The 18,331-nt window shown below is 38.0% G+C and carries 8 protein-coding genes, 2 tRNA genes and 3 rRNA genes; 11 read left to right on the forward strand and 2 right to left on the reverse strand.

What is annotated here, in order from left to right:
* Nucleotides 1-648 precede the first annotated feature (648 nt).
* From ABTV69_RS10095 to rrf, 5 genes are all read left to right on the forward strand, one after another.
* Nucleotides 649-2,162 (forward strand): 16S ribosomal RNA (locus ABTV69_RS10095).
* A gap of 126 nt (nt 2,163-2,288) precedes the next feature.
* Nucleotides 2,289-2,362: transfer RNA gene (locus ABTV69_RS10100), tRNA-Ile, on the forward strand.
* 87 nt (nt 2,363-2,449) lie between these two features.
* A tRNA-Ala gene (locus ABTV69_RS10105) sits at nt 2,450-2,523 on the forward strand.
* Nucleotides 2,524-2,653: 130 nt separating this feature from the next.
* Nucleotides 2,654-5,536 (forward strand): 23S ribosomal RNA (locus tag ABTV69_RS10110).
* 152 nt (nt 5,537-5,688) lie between these two features.
* Nucleotides 5,689-5,798, forward strand: a 5S ribosomal RNA gene (gene rrf / locus ABTV69_RS10115).
* Together the 16S, 23S and 5S rRNA genes with 2 tRNA genes alongside form the textbook arrangement of a ribosomal RNA operon.
* A 334-nt stretch (nt 5,799-6,132) precedes the next feature.
* Here rrf and ABTV69_RS10120 read toward each other — a convergent pair.
* Together ABTV69_RS10120 and ABTV69_RS10125 are read right to left on the reverse strand one after the other, a co-directional pair.
* Nucleotides 6,133-6,774: a response regulator gene (locus ABTV69_RS10120; RefSeq protein ID WP_433835963.1), complete on the reverse strand. Its 642-nt coding sequence runs from the start codon at nt 6,772-6,774 to the stop codon at nt 6,133-6,135.
* 12 nt (nt 6,775-6,786) lie between these two features.
* Nucleotides 6,787-8,976, reverse strand: coding sequence for a tetratricopeptide repeat-containing sensor histidine kinase (locus ABTV69_RS10125; RefSeq protein WP_433835965.1), 2,190 nt, complete (start codon nt 8,974-8,976; stop codon nt 6,787-6,789).
* Between the two features lie 298 nt (nt 8,977-9,274).
* On the opposite strand from ABTV69_RS10125, the gene ABTV69_RS10130 reads away from it, so the two are divergent.
* The 6 genes from ABTV69_RS10130 to ABTV69_RS10155 all read left to right on the forward strand — a co-directional run bounded on the left by ABTV69_RS10130 (nt 9,275) and on the right by ABTV69_RS10155 (nt 18,299).
* Complete coding sequence (locus ABTV69_RS10130) at nt 9,275-9,712, forward strand: PepSY-like domain-containing protein (RefSeq protein ID WP_433835967.1); 438 nt, start codon at nt 9,275-9,277, stop codon at nt 9,710-9,712.
* 82 nt (nt 9,713-9,794) lie between these two features.
* Complete coding sequence (locus tag ABTV69_RS10135) at nt 9,795-10,823, forward strand: LacI family DNA-binding transcriptional regulator (RefSeq protein ID WP_433835969.1); 1,029 nt, start codon at nt 9,795-9,797, stop codon at nt 10,821-10,823.
* 260 nt (nt 10,824-11,083) lie between these two features.
* The gene (locus tag ABTV69_RS10140; protein WP_433835971.1) at nt 11,084-13,237 is read left to right on the forward strand and encodes an alpha-glucuronidase family glycosyl hydrolase; all 2,154 of its coding nucleotides are present in this window, start codon (nt 11,084-11,086) and stop codon (nt 13,235-13,237) included.
* Nucleotides 13,238-13,417: 180 nt separating this feature from the next.
* Nucleotides 13,418-14,155: an SDR family NAD(P)-dependent oxidoreductase gene (locus tag ABTV69_RS10145; RefSeq protein ID WP_433835973.1), complete on the forward strand. Its 738-nt coding sequence runs from the start codon at nt 13,418-13,420 to the stop codon at nt 14,153-14,155.
* Nucleotides 14,156-14,276: 121 nt separating this feature from the next.
* A complete protein-coding gene (uxuA, locus tag ABTV69_RS10150; RefSeq protein ID WP_433836690.1) occupies nt 14,277-15,440 on the forward strand; it encodes a mannonate dehydratase in 1,164 nt (387 codons plus the stop codon).
* 258 nt (nt 15,441-15,698) lie between these two features.
* Complete coding sequence (locus ABTV69_RS10155) at nt 15,699-18,299, forward strand: glycosyl hydrolase 115 family protein (RefSeq protein ID WP_433835975.1); 2,601 nt, start codon at nt 15,699-15,701, stop codon at nt 18,297-18,299.
* Nucleotides 18,300-18,331: the final 32 nt, after the last annotated feature.

The following is an 18,331-nucleotide window of genomic DNA, read 5'->3' on the forward strand; positions in this document are numbered from 1 at the left end:
AAGCATGAAAAATCATCTGAAAAGGGCATCATGGAGTAAAAATCCAATAAAAAGGAAGGTTCAGAACCCCTATAAAATATGAAAAATCGAAGAAAAAGAAGAAAAACCCTATAGAGATGCGAAAATAATCAGATTGTAAAAACACCGTTATCAGTGAGTTAAGAAAAAGATCAAAAAAAACCGAAAAAAACTCGATAAAAAAGCTTGCGGAAGCGGAAAAAGGTTCTACTTTTGCACCCGCAACAGCGAAAAACGCTCTTAGAAATTCCGATAGCAGGCAAGAATCGAAAGGAAAGAAATTTTCAAAAAAAAAAGATTCGGAAAAGCTTGCGGGAATTGAAAAAGCTTTTTACATTTGCACCCCGCAAAACACGGAAAGTTCATTGGAAGATTGGAAGGAAAACGGAAAAAGGAAGCGAAAAAAAAGCTTCAAAAATTTTTCAGGTTTTGCTTGCAGGAAACAAAAAGAATTTTTAGTTTTGCACCCGCTTTGAGAAACAGGCGAAGAAAGAATAAAAGACACGTTCGTAGACATATTGAATTGACAGCCGTCCCGCTTAACAGCGGGGCAAAAGAAATAAGAGCAGTAGAATCGAGAGATTCGAAAAAGAACCGATAGAAAGCGTCGAATATATAATATTAAAATATACGATGAAGAGTTTGATCCTGGCTCAGGATGAACGCTAGCGGCAGGCTTAACACATGCAAGTCGAGGGGTAGGGTTCTTCGGAACCTGAGACCGGCGCACGGGTGCGTAACGCGTATGCAATCTGCCTTTCACAGAGGAATAGCCCAGAGAAATTTGGATTAATGCCTCATAGCATTGGATAAGGGCATCCTTTTCCAATTAAAGTCACAACGGTGAAAGATGAGCATGCGTCCCATTAGCTAGTTGGTAAGGTAACGGCTTACCAAGGCGACGATGGGTAGGGGTCCTGAGAGGGAGATCCCCCACACTGGTACTGAGACACGGACCAGACTCCTACGGGAGGCAGCAGTGAGGAATATTGGTCAATGGGCGCAAGCCTGAACCAGCCATGCCGCGTGCAGGATGACGGTCCTATGGATTGTAAACTGCTTTTGTACGGGAAGAAACACTCCCTCGTGAGGGAGCTTGACGGTACCGTAAGAATAAGGATCGGCTAACTCCGTGCCAGCAGCCGCGGTAATACGGAGGATCCAAGCGTTATCCGGAATCATTGGGTTTAAAGGGTCCGTAGGCGGTCTTGTAAGTCAGTGGTGAAAGCCCATCGCTCAACGGTGGAACGGCCATTGATACTGCAGGACTTGAATTACTGGGAAGCAACTAGAATATGTAGTGTAGCGGTGAAATGCTTAGAGATTACATGGAATACCAATTGCGAAGGCAGGTTGCTACCGGTGGATTGACGCTGATGGACGAAAGCGTGGGTAGCGAACAGGATTAGATACCCTGGTAGTCCACGCCGTAAACGATGGATACTAGCTGTTGGGCGCAAGTTCAGTGGCTAAGCGAAAGTGATAAGTATCCCACCTGGGGAGTACGAACGCAAGTTTGAAACTCAAAGGAATTGACGGGGGCCCGCACAAGCGGTGGAGCATGTGGTTTAATTCGATGATACGCGAGGAACCTTACCAAGGCTTAAATGCAGACTGACCGATTTGGAAACAGATCTTTCGCAAGACAGTTTACAAGGTGCTGCATGGTTGTCGTCAGCTCGTGCCGTGAGGTGTCAGGTTAAGTCCTATAACGAGCGCAACCCCTGTTGTTAGTTGCCAGCGAGTAGTGTCGGGAACTCTAACAAGACTGCCAGTGCAAACTGTGAGGAAGGTGGGGATGACGTCAAATCATCACGGCCCTTACGCCTTGGGCTACACACGTGCTACAATGGCCGGTACAGAGAGCAGCCACCCCGCGAGGGGGAGCGAATCTATAAAGCCGGTCACAGTTCGGATCGGAGTCTGCAACTCGACTCCGTGAAGCTGGAATCGCTAGTAATCGGATATCAGCCATGATCCGGTGAATACGTTCCCGGGCCTTGTACACACCGCCCGTCAAGCCATGGAAGCTGGGGGTGCCTGAAGTCGGTGACCGCAAGGAGCTGCCTAGGGTAAAACTGGTAACTAGGGCTAAGTCGTAACAAGGTAGCCGTACCGGAAGGTGCGGCTGGAACACCTCCTTTCTAGAGCCCGAGTGTTAGCCGTTGGGCACGCTTGGGAAATAAGATGCCGACAGAGGTTCGGAATCCCGAAATTGTATTGCTCTTGCTGTTAATTTAAAAAAAAATGATAAGGAATCAAGAAGACAGAGTCTCGTAGCTCAGCTGGTTAGAGTACTACACTGATAATGTAGGGGTCGGCAGTTCGAGTCTGCCCGGGACTACTAAAAACCTGATTCAGGAAATTCTAGAGGTTATAATCCTTATTTTTTGGAATTTGGAATTTAAAAATTTGGAATTTTAAAAAAAATGGGGGATTAGCTCAGCTGGCTAGAGCGCCTGCCTTGCACGCAGGAGGTCAACGGTTCGACTCCGTTATTCTCCACGGAAGCGTAAGCTTTAAAGTTCATTGACATATTGGGATAAGAAAATAATAAGAAAGTAGAAAGCGTTTTTCTTAAGCGAAAGCATAAGGAAAACAAAACAAAACGGATCATATTAAATTATGATTTGGTGCAATAAGCAAAATAAGGGCGCATGGGGAATGCCTAGGCTCTCAGAGGCGATGAAGGACGTGATAAGCTGCGAAAAGCTGCGGGGACGGGCACACACCGATCGATCCGCAGGTATCCGAATGGGGCAACCCGCTATATTGAAGATATAGCACACCGATAGGTGGGCAAACCCGCTGAACTGAAACATCTAAGTAGGCGGAGGAGAAGAAAACAAAAGTGATTCCGTAAGTAGTGGCGAGCGAACGCGGATTAGCCCAAACCAGCATTGTTACGGCCTTGCTGGGGTTGTAGGACCGCGATATTTCATGCGCAAGGAACCGGAAGCTTCTGGAAAGGAGCGCCATAGAGGGTGACAGCCCCGTATGGGCAACGAGCGTAATGGATAGCGGTATCCTGAGTAGGGCGGGGCACGTGAAACCCTGTCTGAATTCGGCGGGACCATCCGCTAAGGCTAAATACTCCTGAGAGACCGATAGTGAACCAGTACCGTGAGGGAAAGGTGAAAAGAACCGTGAATAACGGAGTGAAATAGATCCTGAAACCATGCGCTTACAAGCGGTCGGAGCCCTTTCGTGGGGTGACGGCGTGCCTTTTGCATAATGAGCCTACGAGTTAACGCTGCTGGCAAGGATAAGTGGTTAAGCCATGGATCCGCAGCGAAAGCGAGTCTGAATAGGGCGCTTTAGTCAGTAGTGTTAGACGCGAAACCGTGTGATCTACCCATGGGCAGGTTGAAGCTGTGGTAACACACAGTGGAGGACCGAACCGGTTGACGTTGAAAAGTCTTCGGATGACCTGTGGGTAGGGGTGAAAGGCCAATCAAACTCGGAAATAGCTCGTACTCCCCGAAATGCATTTAGGTGCAGCGCTGAGGATAGTTATATAGAGGTAGAGCTACTGATTGGATGCGGGGGCTTCACCGCCTACCAATTCCTGACAAACTCCGAATGCTATATAATGTTTCCCAGCAGTGAGGGCTTGGGTGCTAAGGTCCAAGTCCGAGAGGGAAAGAACCCAGACCATCAGCTAAGGTCCCCAAATATATGCTAAGTTGAAAGAACGAGGTTTGTCTGCCCAGACAGCTAGGATGTTGGCTTGGAAGCAGCCATTCATTTAAAGAGTGCGTAACAGCTCACTAGTCGAGCGGACGAGCATGGATAATAATCGGGCATAAGCATATTACCGAAGCTATGGATTTTGCAGTGATGCAAAGTGGTAGGGGAGCATTCTGACAGGGCAGAAGGTGTATCGTAAGGTATGCTGGACCGGTCAGAAAAGAAAATGTAGGCATAAGTAACGATAATGCGGGCGAGAAACCCGCACACCGAAAAACTAAGGTTTCCACAGCTATGCTAATCAGCTGTGGGTTAGTCTGGACCTAAGGCGAACCCGAAAGGGACAGTCGATGGCCAACGGGTTAATATTCCCGTACTTCTTATTGCTGTGATGGGGTGACGGAGTGATGAAAGCGCCGCGAACTGACGGAATAGTTCGTTGAAGTACCTACCTATAAGAGATGCAGGCAAATCCACATCTTTTGGGGAAATACGATAGTACTCGGAGTCTTCGGACAAAGAGATAGTGCGCCTAAGGGCTTCCAAGAAAAACCTCTAAACTTCAGGCAGTAAGAACCAGTACCGTAAACCGACACAGGTAGTTGAGGAGAGAATCCTAAGGTGCTCGAGAGATTCATGGCTAAGGAATTAGGCAAAATAGACCTGTAACTTCGGGAGAAAGGTCGCCCCGAGCAATCGGGGCCGCAGTGAAGAGGTCCAGGCGACTGTTTATCAAAAACACAGGGCTCTGCAAAATCGCAAGATGAAGTATAGGGCCTGACACCTGCCCGGTGCTGGAAGGTTAAGAGGAGATGTTATCTTCGGAGAAGCATTGAATTGAAGCCCCAGTAAACGGCGGCCGTAACTATAACGGTCCTAAGGTAGCGAAATTCCTTGTCGGGTAAGTTCCGACCTGCACGAATGGTGTAACGATCTGGACACTGTCTCAGCCATGAGCTCGGTGAAATTGTAGTAACGGTGAAGATGCCGTTTACCCGCAGTGGGACGAAAAGACCCTGTGCACCTTTACTATAGCTTAGTATTGACCTTGGATAAATGATGTGTAGGATAGGTTGGAGACTGTGAAGGGGCGTCGCCAGGCGCTTTGGAGTCATTGTTGAAATACAACCCTTTGTTTATCTGAGGCCTAACCCCGCGATGTGGGGGACAGTGCTTGGTGGGTAGTTTGACTGGGGTGGTCGCCTCCAAAAGAGTAACGGAGGCTTCTAAAGGTTCCCTCAGCACGCTTGGTAACCGTGCGTAGAGTGCAATGGCATAAGGGAGCTTGACTGAGAGACATACAGGTCGATCAGGTACGAAAGTAGAGCATAGTGATCCGGTGGTTCCGCATGGAAGGGCCATCGCTCAAAGGATAAAAGGTACGCCGGGGATAACAGGCTGATCTCCCCCAAGAGCTCATATCGACGGGGGGGTTTGGCACCTCGATGTCGGCTCGTCACATCCTGGGGCTGGAGAAGGTCCCAAGGGTTGGGCTGTTCGCCCATTAAAGTGGCACGCGAGCTGGGTTCAGAACGTCGTGAGACAGTTCGGTCTCTATCTACTGCGGGCGTTAGAAATTTGAGTGGATCTGATTCTAGTACGAGAGGACCGAATTGGACAAACCTCTAGTGTATCTGTTGTCCCGCCAGGGGCACCGCAGAGTAGCTACGTTTGGAAGGGATAAGCGCTGAAAGCATATAAGCGCGAAACCCACCACAAGATGAGATTTCTTTTAAGGATCGTGGAAGATGACCACGTTGATAGGCTACAGATGTAAAGGCAGTAATGTCATAGTCGAGTAGTACTAATAATCCGTAAGCTTATGCACACCCTTTTCCTCCCGAGCAATCGGGAGGAGAGAACTTTCTAAAAAAAAGCTTTTATGTTTCTTTATCCCAGTATGTTAAAATATTGTTTGATTGATAATTAATAATTTATAATTAACAATTAAAAAGATTGCCCAAAGCAATTATAACTTCTTAAGGTGGTTATTGCGGCGGGGCTCACCTCTTCCCATCCCGAACAGAGAAGTTAAGCCCGCCTGCGCAGATGGTACTGCAGTTATGTGGGAGAGTATGTCGTCGCCTTTCTTTTGAAAAACCCTGTCCGAATCGGACGGGGTTTTCTGTTTTATGCCGGTTTTGGAAACTTCCAATCCGGATTTGAAAAAAATAGGAAATTAGAAGCAAAATCACTATTTATAGTGATGTGGAAGAATAAATAGAGTAGTAGCTTTGCTTTAAAGTTGCAATGTAAATGAGATGTGTCAAGCTACTTCAGTAGAGTTAAATTGATATAATCATGCAATTTTTTAATTTGATTGAAATCAGATTCTTTATTACTTGCTCGAATAACTAGTAATAGCATTGGGGAGCTATATCCTATTATTCGGGCTTAGTAATGAATATGTTCAAAACTTCGAAATTAATCTACTAAACCATTCTCTACGGCATATTTTACTAATCCTGCGGTGTTTTTAGCGTTTAATTTTGATAATAAATTACGACGATGCGTATTTACGGTGTTTAAACTTATAAAAGTTTTTTCTGCAATTTCTGCTGTATTGTATTCTTGAGCAATTAATACCAGAATTTCTTTTTCCCTTGAGCTTAATTCGCTCAAATTAGAAATATGTTTTTCAATTCTTGAATTGTTGCTAAGATGTTTTTCTTGTAATTCTTCAGCAAAATAATTTTTACCCAATCCAATCGTATTAATAGCTTTTAAAAGTTCTTCCTTTTCTGCATTTTTCAATAAATATCCATTTACACCAATTCTGATTAACCTCGAAACAATCATTACATTACTATGCGTGCTGAGAATTAGAATTTTAATATGAGGATGTTGCTTTTTAATGATTTTACTGAATTCAATTCCGTCCATTTCTGGCATACTAATATCTAGGATGATAAAATCAATAGTTCCTTTCTTTACAATTTCCAATGCTTCAATTCCATTTACAGCTTTGTCAATAATATTTATATTCGATTCTTGTTCTAGTAAGGAAATAATTCCTTGCAGGAACATTGTATGGTCATCAACAATAAGTAGATTAATCTTGTTCATTCAATAGAAATATTAGTTGCTTTTTAATTCGTCAAGTTGATTTTTTAGATCAATGCCTTTAATTGGGAATTTAGATTTTGATTTTGAGATTGGAACTTCAATGTTGAAAATACTACCTCTTTTTAATTTTGAATCAATTAATAATGAGCCATTTAGTTTGTGAATTCGATTTTCCATGTTAATAAGACCGATTCCTTGTAAAGCATTTTCTGTTTCGAAACCTATTCCGTTATCTTCAAATAAAAGATTTAATACATTTTCAATATAATTTAATTGAATTTCAATTTCTGTCGCTTTTGCATGTTTGATTGTATTGGTCAAGAGCTCTTGTATAATTTTAAAAATTTCAATCTGAATATTTTCCTCCAATTCATTAATCTCTTTTTGGGGATAAGGAATATGGGATATTTTAATTTGGCTAGCCTCGCTTATGTTATTCAGATAAGATTCGAGGACTTCTAGGAATTTATTCTGGCAGAATTTTTTTGGAAGTAAAGTATGCGATAAATTTCGAACCTGCTGATATGTTTCATCAAGCTGATTGCTTATTTTTTGAATATTCGAAAAATTTGTAGGGTTTAAATGATTCACTTGTAGCTTAATGGCTGCTAGATTACCGCCAATACTATCATGTAATTCTTGCGAAATACGTTGTCTTTCTTTGTCCTGTCCACTGATTGAAGCTTTAATCAATTCTAGTTCTTGTTCTTTTAAGATGCTGTTTATTTTTTGTGAACTGATCTCAGCCTGTTTGATATTTAAAAGATGCTGTACTTTGAATCGTTTATAAAACTGAAATAAAAGTGCAATTATTGGAATTAATAAAATAAGGAAAGCACTTATAGTAAATGTTTTAATTTTCTTTTGTTGGTTGATTTCAAGGCTTTTTAATTGCTGATCTTTTTTCAAGAGAGCTATTTCATTACGCTTTTTATTGGATGAATTTTGATAAGCAAGAAGTGTGTTTTCATTGTTTTTTGTGAAGATTTCCTCTTTAAGAATCATGTTTTTAATAGCATCTTCTTGACTCGCTAGAATTAGTTTTTTTGTTTCGTTTTCAAATCTCAGTACTTCAATTTCTTTTTGTTTTTGAGCTGTTTGGTATTCGACTTCGAGTTCATTAATTTCTTTTATTCTTTCCATTTTTAGAATAGAATCTTTTAAATGGGTTGATTTTTCAAAAAACAAATACGCTTTTTTATAATCTTCTTGGATGATGGCAATTTCTCGAAGCTGGTTATAAATGTTGATTTGATTTTGAAGCAAACCAAATTTTATAGCTTTTTGGAGTGCTTCAGAATAAGCAAATTTAGCATCACTGTATTTTTTTAACGAAGTATAACAATCACCCATGCTGCTTCTTGAGACAACTGCCAATTGATTCATCTCATTTTTATCGGCAATATAAAGTGCTTCTTGAAATATTTTTAGCGCTTCGTTATGTTTGTTTTGTAATTGATAATTATCGCCTAAACCTAAAAGAATAGTGGCTTTGCCTTGAAAATTATTAGTTTTTTCACAGAGTTCTTGACCTTTTCTATAATAAGAAGTGGCATTGTCATAATCTTTTAGTCGAGAATAAATGTCGCCTATGTTGATATAACTTCCTAAAATTATTTCTTCATCGTCTTTATAAGCTAGGCACTGTTTAAATAGCTTAAGTGCATTTTGATAATCGCCCAGTTCTGTATATGTCTGTGCTAAACCGTGTATGTGAGTATAGGTAAGATTTTGCTCATTGAATTTTTGTGAAGCTTCAATGCCTTTGAGATGCCACTTTTTGCTTTCGTTAAACAAACCTCTTTTATTTGAATTAATTGCTAGAAGGTTGCAGGCCAAAGAGTATAATCGGTTTTTTAAAGAATCGTTTACGATTGTATTGTACTTGAGTGCCTGATTTGTATAATAAATAGAAGAATCGATTTGGGCTCTTTTATTAAAATAGTAAGCAAGTAAGAGGTTTGTACTTGCTGTAGCTCTATCGTTTAGTTTAGATTTTAATAGCAAATGGGCTTTTTTATACGCTTTTTTTTCTTCTCCTTGATTATATAAATCGTAAAGCGTTAGAATTCTAGGGTCGTGTTTATTGGTTGTTGTTTTTTTTGCAATGAAAGATTTCTTTTTATTTTCAATCTGTGCCTGTAGACCGAACGATAAAAAGAGGACAAAAATTAAACAAAACCTTCCTGACCAGATTGCCATAAATTTTTGGTTTATATTCTTAACAAGAATTAGAATAAGAGTCTTGTAAACTTGGGGCCTAAAGAAACAATTTGTTTTTAGCTAAGAAGTAAAAGTACTACAAAATAATTAAATGAAACTTGAGAAAAATAAAATATTTGTACGAAGTTGTGATAACTTAGTATACTAGGTGTTTTTTTAAAATTTACTGCAAATCAGGTTATTATGTCCTATTCGGAAAAATTAAAAGTTTCTTAAAATAATTTGAATGTAAAATTTCTTACAGTAAATTAGTGAAACTATACTTAAAATTATAATGATGAAAACGAAAATATTTTTAGCCGTAGTATTGTTACTAATAACAATTTCGGCCAGTGCTCAAAAGAAAATTGAAGTAACAGAATTGCCAAAACCAGCTCAAGATTTTTTAAAGAAGCATTTTAGTTATACAACTGTTGAAGTTGCTAAAAAAGATGCTGAACATGGGGAGAAAGGTTATGAAGTAAAACTGAAAGATGGTACTGAAGTTGAATTTTGGAAAGATGGTTCCTATCGTGAAGTAGATGGCGGTGATAAGCCAATTCCGACTGCTTTTATTCCAGATAACATCAAAGCATATGTTGCTAAAAATCATCCAAACGAAAAGATAACGCACATCGACTATGGACACAAAGATCTGGATGTAGATTTAACTAATAAAATCGATTTAGAATTTACAAAAGATGGTAAAATTTTAAAAGACAAGAAGAATGATTAGTATCGTTATATTGTAAGTGATTTTTTGAAAATATCAACGTGAAAGAAAATAGTTTATATTTACATCTTCTATTAGGTATTTTATGGAAGAGAATAAACATGTAACGATTTACGATATTGCAGAAAGACTCAATTTGGCAACATCGACGATTTCACGAGCTTTAAAAGATCATCATACCATTAGTGATAAAACGATAAAGAAAGTGAAAAAAACCGCTGAAGAGATGGGGTTTGTTCCCAATACTTTAGCTGCAGGTTTGCGTGGCAATAAAACCAGAACCATTGGTGTTTTAATTCCCACTGTTACACAGCCCTTTTTATCATCATTAATTAGTGGTATTGAAATTACGGCTCAAAAATCTGATTATACTGTAATCATTATGCAGTCGCATGACTCGTATGATGAGGAAGTCAATATGGCAAAATCCTTGTATAGTAATCGTGTGAGCGGCGTAATTTGTTCGCTTGCAATGGAAACTAGGGATACTTCGCATTTTCATCAATTCTCAAATAATAATATTCCGTTAGTTTTTGTCGACAGGGTTCCCAAAGATTATAATACGTTCAGAGTCGTAATTGATAATTATTCGGCTGGGTATAAAGCGACGAAACACCTTATAGAGCAAGGTTGTATTCGTATTGCGCACATTACGGCTGGATCAGAATTAGGGAATTTATATAATGAAAGAAAAAGAGGGTACATTGAGGCCTTAAAAGATCATAATGTTGATATAGATGAAAACCTGATTATCAATTTAAATTCGGTTACCTATGAAGATGGTGTAAAAGCCAGCAATGCATTATTTGATCTAAAACCAATGCCGGACGGATTATTTGCTCCTGGTGATATTATTGCCGTAAGTGCCGTTCAGACAGCAAAAAAACGTGGTGTAAAAGTGCCAGAAGAGTTTAAGGTAATTGGTTTTAATAATGACCCCATTTCGCAGATTATTGATCCTAATTTGTCAACTATAACGCATCCTGCCGAAAAAATGGGGAAAGCAGCAGCAGAAATTATTATTAAGAATTTGAAATCGGCTAAAAATGATGATGCCAAAGAAATTACCTTTTTAAATACAGAAGTGCTCGCAAGAGAATCTACTCAAAAATAAGAATAGCTTTATCATACTTTAGGCAGGATAGTTTTTTAAATTATCCTGCCTTTATTTGTTAAATGAAATTATTTTTGGAAAAAAGCAGCACTAAAATTTTTTTCTTCAGTAACAATCTTATATTTTTACGCAACCGATTGCAATTGTTGTTTTATTTCGGATAATGTATTTTTTGAATTAAATTTTTATCAAATACTTTTAAACGGAAATAAAATATTAATGTTTGAAAAATTAGATTTTAAAGAATAAATTAAAACTAAATGACTTTATTAAGATTTGTTTTCCTGTTTGTTTTGATTTCCTTTTCAGCTTCGGCACAAAAGGATTATAAATTATGGCTTCAGTATAATGCTGTGCATAATTCAGCATTGGCTTTAGAATACAAAAACAATCTTAAAGGAATTGTGATTTTAGGAAATTCAGAAACGATTAAAATTGCTCAAAAAGAACTTTTAACTGGAATTCAAGATATGTTGGGAGTTGTTCCGGTAGTCAAATTAGAAATAAAAGGAGAAAGCAATATAATCATTGGTTCGCAAGCAAATTTGAATGCAGAAATTAAAAATGAATTAAAATCTGATTTTGATAAATTAAATGAAGAGGGTTTTATCATCAAATCTGTTTCCATTAAAAACAAAAGGCAAATCATTATTACAGGAAAAAATGACGTTGCTGTTTTATACGGAGCTTTTAATTTTTTGAGAATATTGCAGACTAATAAATCGGTTAAAAATTTAAATAGTACCGATTCTCCAAAAACAAATATCAGAATTCTAAACCATTGGGATAATTTAGACCGAACAGTCGAAAGAGGTTATGCTGGATTTTCACTTTGGAACTGGCAAAAACTTCCTGATTTTATAGATCAGCGTTATATTGATTACGCTAGAGCGAATGCTTCAATTGGAATCAACGGAACGGTTTTGACTAATGTAAATGCTAATGCTTTAATTCTGACGCCACAGTATTTAGAAAAAGTAGAAGCTTTAGCCAATGTTTTCAGACCTTACGGAATAAAAGTCTATTTAACCGCCAGATTTTCGGCACCAATCGAAATTGGAAACTTAAAAACAGCCGATCCAAAAGATGCTCAAGTGATGAATTGGTGGAAAAATAAGGCAGCGGAGATCTATAAACGAATTCCGGATTTTGGCGGATTTTTAGTAAAAGCCAATTCTGAGGGTCAGCCAGGACCGCAAAATTATGGAAAAGATCATGTCGATGGAGCCAATATGTTGGCTGATGCTGTTGCGCCTTTTGGCGGAGTAATTATGTGGAGGGCATTTGTATATTCAGAACATGATGCAAATGATCGTGCGAAACAAGCTTACGCCGAATTTCAGCCTTACGACGGAAAATTCAAAGACAATGTAATTGTTCAGGTAAAAAATGGAGCTATTGATTTTCAGCCGAGAGAACCGTTTCATCCTTTATTTGGCGCAATGCCGAAAACGCCTTTAATGATGGAGTTTCAGATCACGCAGGAATATTTAGGTTTTAGCACGCATTTGGTTTTTCTACCAAAATTATTTCAAGAAGTTTTAGAATCAGATACCTATCAAAAGGGAAAAGGTTCTACTGTTGCTAAGGTTGTTGACGGAACTTTATACCAAAATAAACTAACTGGAATTGCAGGTGTCGCCAATATAGGAAACGATTTAAATTGGACGGGACATCCTTTTGCACAGGCAAACTGGTATGGTTTCGGGCGATTGGCTTGGAATCCGTATTTAGATTCGGAAACGATTGCTGATGAATGGTTGAGAAGCACTTTTTCAAACGATGAAAATTTCGTTAAACCTGTAAAAAATATGATGATAGAATCGCGTGAAGCGGTTGTAAATTATATGACACCACTTGGATTACATCATATTATGGATACGGGGCATCATTACGGACCAGGACCGTGGGTTTCTAATTTGTCACGACCAGAATGGAATCCGACGTATTATCATAAAGCCGATAAAAACGGAATTGGTTTCGATCGTTCTAAAACAGGAACGAATGCTACAGCACAATACGCACCTGAAGTTGAAAAACTTTTTGATAATTTAGAAACCTGTCCAGAGAAAGATCTTTTATGGTTTCATCATATTTCGTGGGATTATAAACTCAAAAACGGTCAGACACTTTGGAACGGCATGGCATTGAAATATCAGGAAGGGGTAAATCAGGTCAATGAAATGCAAAACGTTTGGAAGAAAACTGGAAAATATGTTGACAGTGAGCGTTTTCATGAAGTTGAAATGTTATTAGAAATTCAATACAAAGAAGCAAAATGGTGGCGCGATGCTTGTCTGTTGTATTTTCAGCAATTTTCTGGAAAAGAGCTGCCGGCAGGAGTAGAAAAACCAACGAAGACTTTAGAGTATTTTAAATCATTAAAATTCCCATTTGCACCGGGAAATGGATAAATAAATTATTGATTAATTAAATGAATGTAACGCGGATGACACAGATTCGCTATCGCGCAGACACGGAAAAAAAACGGATTTTTTTTAGAAAAAAAAGATTTTTAAAATCCGTGTAAATCAGCGTTTTTGCGATAACTAATCCGTGTCATCCGCGTCCAAATAAATATATTTTTAAAAATTATGAGCAATAAAACAGCAATCGTAACCGGAGGAAATTCGGGATTAGGCTTTGCAACAGCAAAAAAGCTTTGTGATAACGGAATCAAAACCTACATAATCGGAAGATCAAAAGAAAAAACAGAAGATGCCTGCAAGGAAATTGGAGAAAATGCTATTCCAGTAATTTTCGACTTGAATAATCTAGCTGGAATTCCTGCAATGATTGAAAGTATCACAAAAGAAAATTCAATTGATATTTTGGTAAACAACGCTGGAATCAATATGAAAAAAGAAATTCCAGATGTTACTGATGAAGATTTTCTTTCAATAATTCATACCAATTTGTTGAGTGTTTTTGCTATAAGCCGAGAAGTTATAAAAAACATGAAAGCGAACGGAAGCGGAAGCATCATCAACATCAGTTCAATGGCATCACAATACGGAATTCCAAAAGTAATTGCATATTCGGCAAGTAAAGGTGCTATTGAGTCGATGACGCGGGCGATGGCAACAGAATTAGCTCCTGCGGGAATTCGTGTAAACTGTATTGCTCCTGGTTTTATTAAAACTAAAATGTCTGCAGCTGCTTTGGATAATGATCCAGAAAGAAAAAATAAAGTATTAGGAAGAACTCCAATGGGATTCTTAGGAGAACCTTCAGACATTGCAGATGCGGTTTATTATTTCGCTTTAAGCGAATCAAAATATACTACAGGTACAGTTCTGCCAGTTGATGGTGGAAATAGCATTGGATTTTAAGTCTATATGAAATTGCTCGCAAAGACGCGAAGTCGCAAAGTATTTTTCTTTTAAGCTTTATTAAATAAAAACTTTGCGCCTCTGCGCCTTTGCGAGATTTAAAAAATGTGTTATGATAAAAATGCAGCAAACCATGCGTTGGTTTGGACCTCAAGACAACGTAAAACTAATCGATATAAAGCAAGCTGGAGCAACGGGAATCGTGACGGCTTTGCATCAAATTCCAGTTGGTGAAATCTGGTCGGTTCAGGATATTCAGGAAAGACAAGAGATAATCAGAAATGCTGGTTTGGAATGGACAGTTGTAGAAAGTCTGCCAGTTCACGAAGAAATCAAACGTGCTTCTGGAAATTATTTGCAATACATTGAAAATTATAAAATTAGTTTAAAGAATTTGGCAGATTGCGGCATCAAAATCATTACCTATAACTTTATGCCGATTCTGGATTGGGTAAGAACCAATCATAATTTTATAAACGAAGATGGAAGCAAAGCTTTGCTGTACAATCAGGACGCGTTTACTTATTTTGATGTGTTTCTTTTGAAAAGGCCAAATTCTGAAAATGATTATTCGGATGCTGAAAAAGAAAGAGCATTGCAATTTGGAAATCAATTATCTGAAGACGAAAAGGCTTTGTTATTTAAAAATGTTTTATTGGGATTGCCGGGAAGTAAAATCAATTTTACGGCAGAACAGATTTTATCGCTTTTAGATAATTATGCCGATATCAATAACGAAAAGTTAAGAGAAAACCTGATTTATTTTTTATTAGAAGTAACGCCAGTTGCAGAGCAAAACGGACAAAAAATGGCTATTCATCCAGACGATCCGCCGTTTTCGGTTTTGGGTCTTCCAAGAATCGTTTCAACAGAAGCTGATTTGAAAGCGATTTTTAATGCCGTTCCGTCAACAGCAAACGGATTGTGCTATTGTACAGGTTCATTAAGCGCTGATCCAAAAAATAATCTGGAGAAAATAATTAACGATCACGAAAATCGAATCCATTTTTTACACCTAAGAAATACCATCCGCGAAAGCGAAACTATTTTTAGAGAATCGGAGCATTTGAATGGTGATGCCAATATGGGCGCAATTGTAGAAAAATTATTGCTGGTGATGAATAAAACCAAAGTAAGTCTGCCGATGCGTCCAGATCACGGTTTTCTTCATGAAGTGGATGAAAAAACAGAAACGTATCCAGGCTATTCGTTGACCGGAAGATTAAAAGGTCTGGCGGAATTAAGAGGCTTGGAAATGGGAATTGCTTATAAATTGAATTTGTAAAAAAAAAGAAATAATACGAACTACTTGTCATTTCGACGAAGGAGAAATCTCCGCGAGAAACTCTACAAAGATTGGAATAGCGTTGCGGAGCTACTTGCGGAGATTTCTCCTTCGTCGAAATGACAAAACTGGCGATAATAGTTGCGAATTTTAGACCTGATAGGTTTTTAAAACCTGTTAGGTCTCCTACGGAAAAAACTATGTTTATTCAAATCAAGCGAAAGCACCTTTTTACAAACAAAGAAAATCTATGCTTCTATGTGTTTAAAAACCAAAACATCCTATATCATTTTGCTGCTTTTCCTAATCGGATTAAGCACAAAATCATACGCCATAAATCCAGAGAAATATGTAGTCAATCAATCTTCTCAAGAAAATTTCCCTTTGGTTTCAAAAGGGAAAACGGCTTCCATTTTGGTAAGTGATAAAGATTATGCAGGTGTTTTAAAAGTAGTAGGACATTTAGAAAATGATATTTTTAAAGTTTCAGATTTACATCCAAAAAGAATTAAAAAGATTGCTGAAGCTGAAGATTTTGTTGTTATAATTGGAACTTTAGGAAAAAGCGAAATCATTGATCAATTAGCCAAAAAAGGAAAAATTGACAAGAATGAGCTTCAAGGAAAATTGGAAAAGTTTACAACGCAGATTGTTGAAAACCCGTTTAAAGGAATCAAAAAAGCTTTGGTCATTGCAGGTTCAGATAAAAGGGGAACGATTTACGGAGTTTATGATTTGTCAAGTCAGATTGGGATTTCTCCTTGGTACTTTTGGGCAGATGTTCCGGTGAAAAAACAATCCGAATTACATGTTTTACCAGGAATTCATACACAAGGGGAACCAAAAGTAAAATATCGCGGTATTTTTATTAATGATGAAGCTCCTGCTTTGACGAGTTGGGCTTTTGAGAAATATGGCGGATTCAATTCAAAATTTTATGATACTGTTTTTGAATTGATTTTGAGAATGAAAGGCAATTATTTATGGCCAGCAATGTGGGGCAGAATGTTTTATATTGAAGATCCGCAGAATGCTATTTTAGCCGATGAATACGGAATTGTGATGGGAACTTCGCATCACGAACCTTTAACGCGAGCGCATGCCGAATGGGGAAAAGAAAATGGAAAATGGGATTTTAATACCAATTCGGAAACTTTGATTCATTTCTGGAAAGACGGAATCAAAAGAATGGGTAATAAAGAAACTCTTGTCACAATTGGAATGCGTGGCGACGGCGACGAACCGATGACGGAAGGAACTGCAATTGGTTTATTGGAAAATATTGTCAAAAAGCAGCGAAATATCATTCAAGAAGTAACCAAAAAACCGATTGAAGAAACGCCTCAAATGTGGGCGCTTTACAAAGAAGTTCAGGATTATTACGACAAAGGAATGCGAGTTCCAGACGATGTAACGCTTTTATTGTGTGATGACAATTGGGGAAATATCCGAAAATTGCCAGAACTGAATGCTAAGCCTAGAAAAGGCGGTTACGGAATTTATTATCATTACGATTATGTTGGAGGTCCGCGCAATTACAAATGGATCAACACAAACCAAATCGAGCGAACTTGGGAACAAATGGATTTGGCGTATCAATATGGAGTTGACAAAATCTGGATTGTAAATGTGGGCGACATCAAACCAATGGAATTCCCGATTGAGTTTTTCTTGGATATGGCTTGGAATCCTGAAACGTTTAATGCAGGAAATCTGCAAGACTATTATGTGAATTGGGCGGCAGCCAATTTCGGAAATCAGTTTTCAGAAGAAATTGCCGAAATTTTAAAATTGTACACCAAATACAATGCACGAAGAAAGCCAGAATTATTAGATGCTAAAACCTACAGTGTAACTAATTATAATGAAGCAGATCGAGTTGTTGCCGATTATCAGAAATTGGTAGAAAAAGCCAATTCAATAAACGAAAAATTGCAGACAGAATATAAAGATGCTTTTTATCAGTTGGTTTTATTTCCTGTTTTGGCGAGTTCGAATTTGAATGAATTGTATGTTGCAACAGCTAAAAATCAGTTTTATGCAGAACAGGGAAATGTTATTGCAAATACCTATGCTGAAAAAGTAAAAGAGTTATTTGAAAAAGACAGTCAGTTGATGAATTATTATCATACGAAAATGGCAAATGGCAAATGGAATCATATGATGTCTCAGACGCATATTGGTTATGATAATTGGCAACAGCCAGATAAAAATGTGATTCCGAAAACTAAAACAGTTGAAGTTTCCAGCGAAGCTCGAAAGGGAATTTCTGCCGAAAATTCTCCAAAAACTGAAACATCAATTATTAAAAAATTAGATGGTGTTCACGGTTTCGTAGAGAACGACGGTTACATTTCGATAGAAAGTAAAAATTATTCAAAAGCCATAAATTCTGGCTCTGTAAAATGGACTGTAATTCCGAATCTAGGTAAAACAGATTCGGGAATAACAGTAAAGCCGTCTAATATTCAACCTTTTGAAATTTTAGAAAAATCACCAAGATTAGAATATGACGTTCATTTATTTAGCAAAGGAAAAGTAAAGGTAAAAGCGTATTTTTCGCCAACTATTAATTTAAAAATAGGTGACGGATTAAAATACGGAATTGCTTTCGATTCTGAAAAACCGCAAATCATGAACCTCAACGCAGATTCTTCAGAGAAAAATTGGGCAGAATCGGTTGCGAACAATATTAAAATTATAACCTCAACGCATCAAATAGAAAATGCTGGCGATCATGTTTTGAAAATTTATGCTATTGATTCGGCTTTAGTGCTTCAGAAAATTGTAATTGAGACAGAAGAAGGAAAGGCTTTGGAGTCGTATTTGGGACCGCCGGAGAGTTTTAGGAAGGAGTAATAACATAACGTAACACGCTCTATTTGTCATTC

The sequence above is a fragment of the Flavobacterium anhuiense genome, assembly GCF_050990855.1.
Lineage (GTDB): Bacteria > Bacteroidota > Bacteroidia > Flavobacteriales > Flavobacteriaceae > Flavobacterium > Flavobacterium anhuiense_C.

Excerpts from the sequence above, each read along its gene's own strand:
- ABTV69_RS10120 (WP_433835963.1), bottom strand. The coding sequence starts at position 6,774 with ATGAACAAGATTAATCTACTTATTGTTGATGACCATACAATGTTCCTG.
- ABTV69_RS10125 (WP_433835965.1), bottom strand. The coding sequence starts at position 8,976 with ATGGCAATCTGGTCAGGAAGGTTTTGTTTAATTTTTGTCCTCTTTTTA.
- ABTV69_RS10130 (WP_433835967.1), top strand. The coding sequence starts at position 9,275 with ATGAAAACGAAAATATTTTTAGCCGTAGTATTGTTACTAATAACAATT.
- ABTV69_RS10135 (WP_433835969.1), top strand. The coding sequence starts at position 9,795 with ATGGAAGAGAATAAACATGTAACGATTTACGATATTGCAGAAAGACTC.
- ABTV69_RS10140 (WP_433835971.1), top strand. The coding sequence starts at position 11,084 with ATGACTTTATTAAGATTTGTTTTCCTGTTTGTTTTGATTTCCTTTTCA.
- ABTV69_RS10145 (WP_433835973.1), top strand. The coding sequence starts at position 13,418 with ATGAGCAATAAAACAGCAATCGTAACCGGAGGAAATTCGGGATTAGGC.
- uxuA (WP_433836690.1), top strand. The coding sequence starts at position 14,277 with ATGCAGCAAACCATGCGTTGGTTTGGACCTCAAGACAACGTAAAACTA.
- ABTV69_RS10155 (WP_433835975.1), top strand. The coding sequence starts at position 15,699 with ATGTGTTTAAAAACCAAAACATCCTATATCATTTTGCTGCTTTTCCTA.